Below are 6,614 nucleotides of genomic sequence, written 5' to 3'. Positions count from 1 at the left end.
TGCGCGGACGGGGCGGGCACTCGGTGCTGGGCTTCTGGCAGGCGCATGTGCCAGGCCAGCCCGTGCAAGCCTATCTGCGCGAAGGCAGCCTGACAGCCGACTTGTTTGTGCTGGCTGTCCACGACTTCTGTCAAACGCTCAGCGGTCCTACGGTGCTGGTGCTTGACAACGCCTCCATTCACAAAGCCCACGTGGTGCAGGCCTGCCACAAACAGTGGGCAGCGGCAGGCCTGAGCCTGTTGTTTTTGCCCCCTTACAGTCCCGAACTCAACCACATCGAATTGCTCTGGCACCGCTGCAAGCATTACTGGATAAGGCCACAAGACTATGCCACCGACCAAACACTGCTCCAACGACTCGAAGACGTCTTAACCAACGTCGGCAAACAATACACGATTACTTTTGCATGACTACTTAGCAGCCAGCTGGCAAACTAGGCCAGCACCTGCTCCAGGCGCTTGAGGAGCTCGGCCAGGCCGGCCTCGGCGTTTCCGCCGCCTAGGTGCACCCGTAGCGTGCGGCGGCCGTAGTCCTGCAGGGCCTGTAGGTCGCCGGCGGCCTGGGCGTTCTGGAACGTGCCGAAGGTGTAGGGGCGGCCGGGCAGCGGCAGGTCGTGGGGGTGGTCGGTGGTGAGCTGCAGGAACAGGCCGGTATCGGGGCCGCCCTTGTGATACTGGCCCGTGGAGTGCAGGAAACGCGGCCCGTAGCCGGCCGCCGTGGCCAGCTGCAGGCGCTGTTGCACAAGGGCACGCAACGCATCTACCTCGGTATTCAGGGCCGGCGTTTCCATCAGGTAGGCCTGCACGCAGAGGTAGTCGCCGGGCTTGGCCTGGCCGAAAAAGTCCTTCAGCACGGTTTCGGCGCTGCTGCCGCTGCTGCTGGCATAGTAGTCGAGGTTGTTTTCGGAGGCTAGCGGGGCGCTGGTCTGGGGTAGCTGGCCCTGTTGCTCCACCACTTCCATGAGGCGGTTGGTGGCAGTTTTGGCGGCCTGCACATTGGGCTGGTCGAAGGGGTTGATGCCCAGCACTGCACTGGCCACGGCCGTGGCCACTTCCCAGCGGAAAAACTCGGCCCCCAGATCCAGCGCATCGCGCAGCAAAATGGTGATGATGGGGTGGCCGGCGGCTTGCAAAGCGGCTACCTGTTGGCGGTTTTCCTCATCGGGCTGGCCTTCGTAGCCCACATACACAAACACCCGGTCGGAGCCGTACACGGCCGGCGCGCTGAGCGGGTCGCCGGCCAGCGGCAGGATGCCGGTGCCCTGCTTGCCGGTGCTTTCGGCCACGAGCTGCTCCAGCCACAGCCCAAAGTCTGAGAGGTTTTCGGGCACCACCAGCGTGAGCTTGTCGCGGCCCTGCTGGGCCAGTACGCCCAGGGCCGCGCCCAGCTCCAGGCCAGGGTTGTGCTCCGTCGGGCCTTGGGCTCCGCAGGCCCGCATCATGGTTTGGGCGCGCTCCAGCAGGGTTTTAATATCGATGCCGAGCAGGGCGGCGGGTACCAGACCGAAGTAGGAGAGGGCCGAGAAGCGGCCGCCCACATCAGCAAAGTTGAGGAAGATGCGGCGGTACTTTTGGGTCGTAGCCTGGGTTACAAACTGCGAGCCGGGGTCGGTGATGGCCACAAATTTCTCGCCGGCCTTGTCGCCCTTCAGTTCCTGCATCCGGGCGTAGAAGTAGTCGCCAAACGCCAGCGGCTCGGCCGTGGTGCCCGATTTGGAGGCGACTACAAACAGGGTTTCGGCCAGCGGCACGGCTGCTTCAATCTCGCGCACCGAGCCGGGGTTGGTGGTGTCGAGCACCGACAGCGGCAGGCCACCAGCCAGCTCCCCGAATGCCTGACGCAGCACAATGGGCGTCATCGAGCTGCCGCCCATGCCCATTACCACCACGTGGCGGAAGCCGGCCTGCTTCACTTCCTGCACAAACTGCTCGATTTCGGGCACGGCCGGCAGCATGTCGTCTACTACCCGCAGCCAGCCCATGAAACTACGGATGCTGTGCTGGCCCTCGGTGTCGGAAACCCACAAATCGGCCTGCTTCTGCCAGAAGCCGGTGGTGAAGTTCTGCGTTTGAAACTTGGCCAGCTGGGCATCGGCGGCAGACTGATAGGAGCCGAGCTGCAGGGTTTGGGAGGCAAGAGCGGAAGAAGACATCAGCAAAAAACTAAACGAGCACAAACAAAAGCGGCCAACCAACCGGCTGGCCGTGGAACGGGCAAAGATATGGAAGCCCGCTTACCCGACACACTGGCCGCGGGCCGCCCAGGCCGCGTCCCATTCCTGCTCCAACGCGCGCTGGGCAGCAGGGTCCTGAAAGCTGAGCAGCCAGTCGAGGGCGGCGTGCGGCATATGAAAAAACTGCACCTCGCAACTAATGAAGTGCCGTGCGGCGCGGTGCAGCATTTCAACGGTCATCTGGTTGTAGAGGCCGTTTTCGGGGATGATAATTGCGGTGTGCTGGACCGCCGGTACCGCCATCCGCGGCAGCCAGTGCGTGGCTATCCACAGTTGCTGGGCAATAGTGAGGTCGGGCAGGCCGTGCAGGTCGATAAGGCCCTCGGCCACGGTGTTTTGCTCGATCAGCTGCGCAACGGCCTGCATACTGCGCTGAAACGCGGCCATATCGGCTGAGGGCCGATGGAACTGCAGCCGTACCAGCGCTGCCTCCGGAATGTATTGCAGGCAGACATCGTGCAGGTGAAGTAGCATAGTACTGGTAAGGCAGGTGCAGGCCGCCGCGGCCGGTATAGGTGTAGGTGTGGGCAGATATGGGCCGAGTAACGGCAAGAAACAGGCAGTCGTTCCACGGCCGGCCACGATATAGAACCGCGCTGGCCCTTACCCCTTGATACGCAATGGCCTTCCTGGTTTGCGAGAAATCAGCACTTCCCTCACGAAATACGTACCTGCTCCTGCCCGGCAAAATGCCGGATATTTGTTCCCATGACGTTGCCCACAACCACAGTCCGGTCCGCCGAAGCCGCCGTTATTCCGGCGCAGCCCTTTGCCCTGGTGCTGCTACGCCTGAAGTTCCGGCTGCAGGCCGCCCTTTCCACCGAGTGGGCCTTCCGCTCGGCCTGGCGGCTGTTTACCACGCCCCGCCGCCTGCCCGAAAAAACCTGGGAAGCCGCCGTGCTGGCCGAGGCCCACCCCTTTACGGTAGCTGGCCCCACCGGCGCGCTGGCTGCCTACGAGTGGAACCCGTCCGGCGCGCGTACGGTGCTACTAGTGCACGGCTGGGAGCACCGGGCCAGCTTCTGGGGGGTGATGGTCCGGGCATTGGTGGCCGACGGCTACCGGGTGGTGGCCTTCGATGCGCCGGGCCACGGGGCCTCGGCGGGCCGCCGCCTGACGCTGCCGGCTTACGTGGGAGCCGTGCAGGCTGTGGCCGACAGGCTTGGCCCGTTGCACGCCGTGGTGGCCCACTCGCTGGGTGGGGCTACAGTGGTGGGCGGCCCGGTTCGTTTTAATACTGACACCACCGCCATGTTGCCGCGGCTGGTGCTGCTGGCCGTGCCCGCCAGTACGCCCGCCGTGGCCCGCCGCTTCGCCGACCTGCTGGGCCTGCCGCCGGCCGTAATGGCCCGCATGAGCCGATACATCCGCGAGCAGCACGGCCGCGATGCCGAAAGCTTTAGCCTGCTGCAGGCCGGGCCGGTTTTCCGGGTGGGGCAGGCCCTGCTGCTGCACGACGAGCACGACGAAAGTATCCCGTTTGCCGAGGCCCGGGAGCTGGCCGCTGCCTGGCCCGATCTGGAGTTTGAAGCTACCAGCGGCCTGGGCCACAACCGCATCATGCGCGAACCGGTTGTGTTGGCCCGCATCGTAACGTTTTTGCGTTAAGATGGTATACCCGTCAGGCAGAGGCCAGCCAGCATAGGAGGCGTCAGATCTTCCACCGAATGAGTGGCTATCCTTTCTACGTGGCAGAGCGTTTTGGAAAGTGCCCGAAGGCATAAACGGCTGTTGCGTTTTCGGATAGCCTTGGTAGCTTCCTCCGGTTTTAATCATCTACTTAACTGTTCTTATCCGGTGCTTAAGTCTTTGTTATTCCGTCTGGTACTGGCCCTCTCGCTGGGTGGTGCTACACTACCGGCCGTGGCCCAGGTGCCGCTGGCTACCCCCGCCGATACCACTGGCAACAAGTACCAGACGCCGGCCGGAGCCCCCAAAAAAGCCTGGTACAAGGGCAAGCTGGTGCGGGCCAGCCTAGTGCCGGCGCTGCTCATCACCTACGGGGCCATTACGGCGCAGGGCAACGCGGGCATCAACCGCGAGGCCCGTACGTTTGTCCGGCAGCAGTTCCGGCCGGTGAGTACCCGGTTCGATGACGCGCTGCTGTTTGCGCCGTACGCCGAGCTAGGGCTGGTGGCGCTGGCAGGAGTGGAGTCGCGCTCCGACCGCATCAATACCCTGCTGGTGATTGCCAAAGCCGAGGCCATTATGCTGGCCAGCGTGTTTGCGGTGAAAAATCTGAGCGGCGAAACCCGGCCCAACGGAGAAGACAACCTCTCGTTCCCGTCGGGGCACACGGCACAGGCATTTCTGGCCGCCAGCATCGTACACACCGAGTTTCGCGACAAAAGCCAGTGGTACGGCGTGGGCGCTTACACCATTGCCACCAGCGTAGCGGCTCTGCGCATGATCAACGACAAGCACTGGCAGAGCGACGTGGTGGCCGGCGCCGGCTTCGGTATTCTGTCGGCCCACCTGGCTTATCTCACGCACCGCAACCGCTGGGGCCGCCAGCCCCGACTGCTGCGCGAAACCAGCTTTGCGCCCACCTACGTGCCCGGGGGCGGCATGGGCCTGGGGCTGGTGTGGCGGCCCCGCCGGTAGCGTCCGGCTGGTTTATTACCATTATCAGGTAGGATTTCAGCCGCCACCTAATTCGGTTACATGAAACAGCTGCTGGCAGCACTTTACCGGTTTACCCGCGCGTTAATGGCCGTGCTTTACCAGGCCCTGCGCCGCCACGGCCACCTGGTAGGGGTGTTGTTGCTGGGCGTTGCCATACCGTGGCTGGTATTCGTGAACGTGGCCGAAGACATCTGGGAGAGTGGCGGTTTCGACGGCGACCAGCTCGTGCTGGAGTGGCTGCACGCCCGCCAGTCCCCCGGCCTCGACCAGCTGGCGCTGCTGTTGTCCCGCGCCGGCGGAACCAGCATCATGAGCGGTGTGAGCTTGACTATTGGGGCGCTGCTGCTGTGGCGGCGGCAGTGGTCGGCGGCCTGGTTTTTTGCATTGGCGGTAGGTGGGGCAATGGCGCTCAACATAACGGCCAAGCTGCTGTTTGGGCGGACTCGCCCGGCCCTCTGGGAGTCGATTGCGCCGGAAGAGTTCTACAGTTTTCCGAGTGGGCATGCCATGGGCTCGGCGGCCCTGGCCACCGCCGTGGCCTTTCTGGTATGGCGCACCTCCTGGCGCTGGCCAGCCGTGGCGCTGGGCACCCTGTTTGCGCTGGGTGTAGGTATCTCGCGCTTGTACTTAGGCGTGCACTTCCCGTCCGATGTGCTGGCGGGCTGGTTTTGCTCGGTGGGCTGGGTGGCCAGCCTGCACGTACTTTTCTCGCCTTATCCGATGCAGTTGCGGGAGTGGTGGCGGAAGCTGCGCGGGAAGTGAAGCCGGCCACGCAGGTGCTGTGTTCAGCCCTTTACTTCTTCCCCCACCACTTCGCCCCGAATAAAACGGGCTACCAACTCGGGCTGGGTGATGGGCAGCATGTGGCCGCCTTTTACCAGCTGCAGGGTGGCCCCGCCTACGCGCTCAACCAGTGCCAGGCCGTTGGTAGTCCAGTCGAGCACGGCATCGTGGCGGCCGTAGAGCACGCGCACGGGCAGCCGTAGCTCGGGCAGGCGGGCCGTGAGGGTGGGCAGGTAGGTGGGCAGGGCTTCCAGGTCGGCAATGGTGGCCAGAAACTGGGCAGGCTGCAGGCTGAGCATACCACCCGCTTTGGTAGCGTAGTCGGGGGGTGGGGTTTCGGGACCGAATAGGGCTTTCATCACCTGGGGGCTGCGGCGCATGGAAAGCGGCGTGGCTACCGTCCAGGCAACGAGCTGGCGCTGCCAGCGCGACGGAATCAGGAGCCGCTGAAACATGGGCGGCACCGTTTCGGGCAGCGCCGACAGCGGCGCAATCAACGCCAGCCCTGCCACGCGGCTGGGGTGGTTGAGGGCCAGGGCCAGCGCCACGGCCCCACCCAGCGAGTGGCCCACCACCAGCGGCCGGCCGAGGTCCAGCTTGTCAATCAGGGCTGCCAGCGTGTCGGCCTGGCTAAGCAAATCGGCGCTGGCGGGCCGCTGCGAATAGCCCGAGCCCGGCCTGTCTACTACCACCACCCGGTAATCGGCTGCCAGCTTTTCCACCACCTGATAGGTGAACTGGCCCATCTGGCCGCCCAGCCCATGCACCAGCAGCAGCACCGGCCCCGTGCCCTGTTCGCGCACGTGCAGCCGTCCGCCGGGCAACTCCACAAACGAGCCGCTGGGGGGCAGCGCCGCCCGCACCTTGCGGGCCGTCCGGTGCGTGAACAGCACCAGCCCGCCCAGCGTTGCGCCACCCAGGGCCAGAATCGAGTAGGCAGTAGTTTTGAGGTACTTCATGTGCTTTAATTTGA

The 6,614-nt window shown here is 64.4% G+C and carries 7 protein-coding genes; 4 read left to right on the top strand and 3 right to left on the bottom strand.

The window, feature by feature from the left end; genetic code table 11:
- Positions 1-23: 23 nt before the first annotated feature.
- On the top strand, positions 24-410 hold the full coding sequence (locus J7E24_RS15650; RefSeq protein WP_317195627.1) for a transposase: 387 nt from the start codon (positions 24-26) through the stop codon (positions 408-410).
- Positions 411-433: 23 nt separating this feature from the next.
- Here the strand turns inward: J7E24_RS15650 and J7E24_RS15645 are convergent, their stop codons facing one another.
- Positions 434-2,152 (bottom strand): hypothetical protein, encoded by a 1,719-nt coding sequence (locus J7E24_RS15645; RefSeq protein WP_215139064.1) that lies wholly within the window; start codon positions 2,150-2,152, stop codon positions 434-436.
- An 81-nt stretch (positions 2,153-2,233) separates the two neighbouring features.
- Positions 2,234-2,707 carry a hypothetical protein gene (locus tag J7E24_RS15640; protein ID WP_215139063.1) on the bottom strand — a complete coding sequence of 158 codons (474 nt, stop codon included), beginning with the start codon at positions 2,705-2,707 and terminating at the stop codon, positions 2,234-2,236.
- A gap of 234 nt (positions 2,708-2,941) precedes the next feature.
- Here J7E24_RS15640 and J7E24_RS15635 point away from each other — a divergent pair, with 234 nt between their 5' ends.
- The 3 genes from J7E24_RS15635 to J7E24_RS15625 all read left to right on the top strand — a co-directional run bounded on the left by J7E24_RS15635 (position 2,942) and on the right by J7E24_RS15625 (position 5,620).
- Positions 2,942-3,841 carry an alpha/beta fold hydrolase gene (locus J7E24_RS15635; RefSeq protein WP_215139062.1) on the top strand — a complete coding sequence of 300 codons (900 nt, stop codon included), beginning with the start codon at positions 2,942-2,944 and terminating at the stop codon, positions 3,839-3,841.
- 189 nt (positions 3,842-4,030) lie between these two features.
- Complete coding sequence (locus J7E24_RS17930) at positions 4,031-4,837, top strand: phosphatase PAP2 family protein (RefSeq protein ID WP_215139061.1); 807 nt, start codon at positions 4,031-4,033, stop codon at positions 4,835-4,837.
- A 60-nt stretch (positions 4,838-4,897) separates the two neighbouring features.
- Positions 4,898-5,620, top strand: coding sequence for a phosphatase PAP2 family protein (locus J7E24_RS15625; protein WP_215139060.1), 723 nt, complete (start codon positions 4,898-4,900; stop codon positions 5,618-5,620).
- 23 nt (positions 5,621-5,643) lie between these two features.
- On the opposite strand, the gene J7E24_RS15620 is transcribed toward J7E24_RS15625, so the two are convergent.
- The gene (locus J7E24_RS15620) at positions 5,644-6,600 is read right to left on the bottom strand and encodes an alpha/beta fold hydrolase (RefSeq protein ID WP_215139059.1); all 957 of its coding nucleotides are present in this window, start codon (positions 6,598-6,600) and stop codon (positions 5,644-5,646) included.
- Positions 6,601-6,614 lie beyond the last annotated feature (14 nt).

The sequence above is a fragment of the Hymenobacter sp. ISL-91 genome (assembly GCF_018613725.1).
Lineage (GTDB): Bacteria > Bacteroidota > Bacteroidia > Cytophagales > Hymenobacteraceae > Hymenobacter.
This window is presented reverse-complemented; position numbering and strand designations above follow the sequence as displayed.

What these genes read in the sequence shown, in the direction of transcription:
- J7E24_RS15625 (WP_215139060.1), top strand. Translation starts at nt 4,898, where the DNA reads ATGAAACAGCTGCTGGCAGCACTTTACCGGTTTACCCGCGCGTTAATG.
- J7E24_RS15645 (WP_215139064.1), bottom strand. Translation starts at nt 2,152, where the DNA reads ATGTCTTCTTCCGCTCTTGCCTCCCAAACCCTGCAGCTCGGCTCCTAT.
- J7E24_RS15635 (WP_215139062.1), top strand. Translation starts at nt 2,942, where the DNA reads ATGACGTTGCCCACAACCACAGTCCGGTCCGCCGAAGCCGCCGTTATT.
- J7E24_RS15640 (WP_215139063.1), bottom strand. Translation starts at nt 2,707, where the DNA reads ATGCTACTTCACCTGCACGATGTCTGCCTGCAATACATTCCGGAGGCA.
- J7E24_RS15620 (WP_215139059.1), bottom strand. Translation starts at nt 6,600, where the DNA reads ATGAAGTACCTCAAAACTACTGCCTACTCGATTCTGGCCCTGGGTGGC.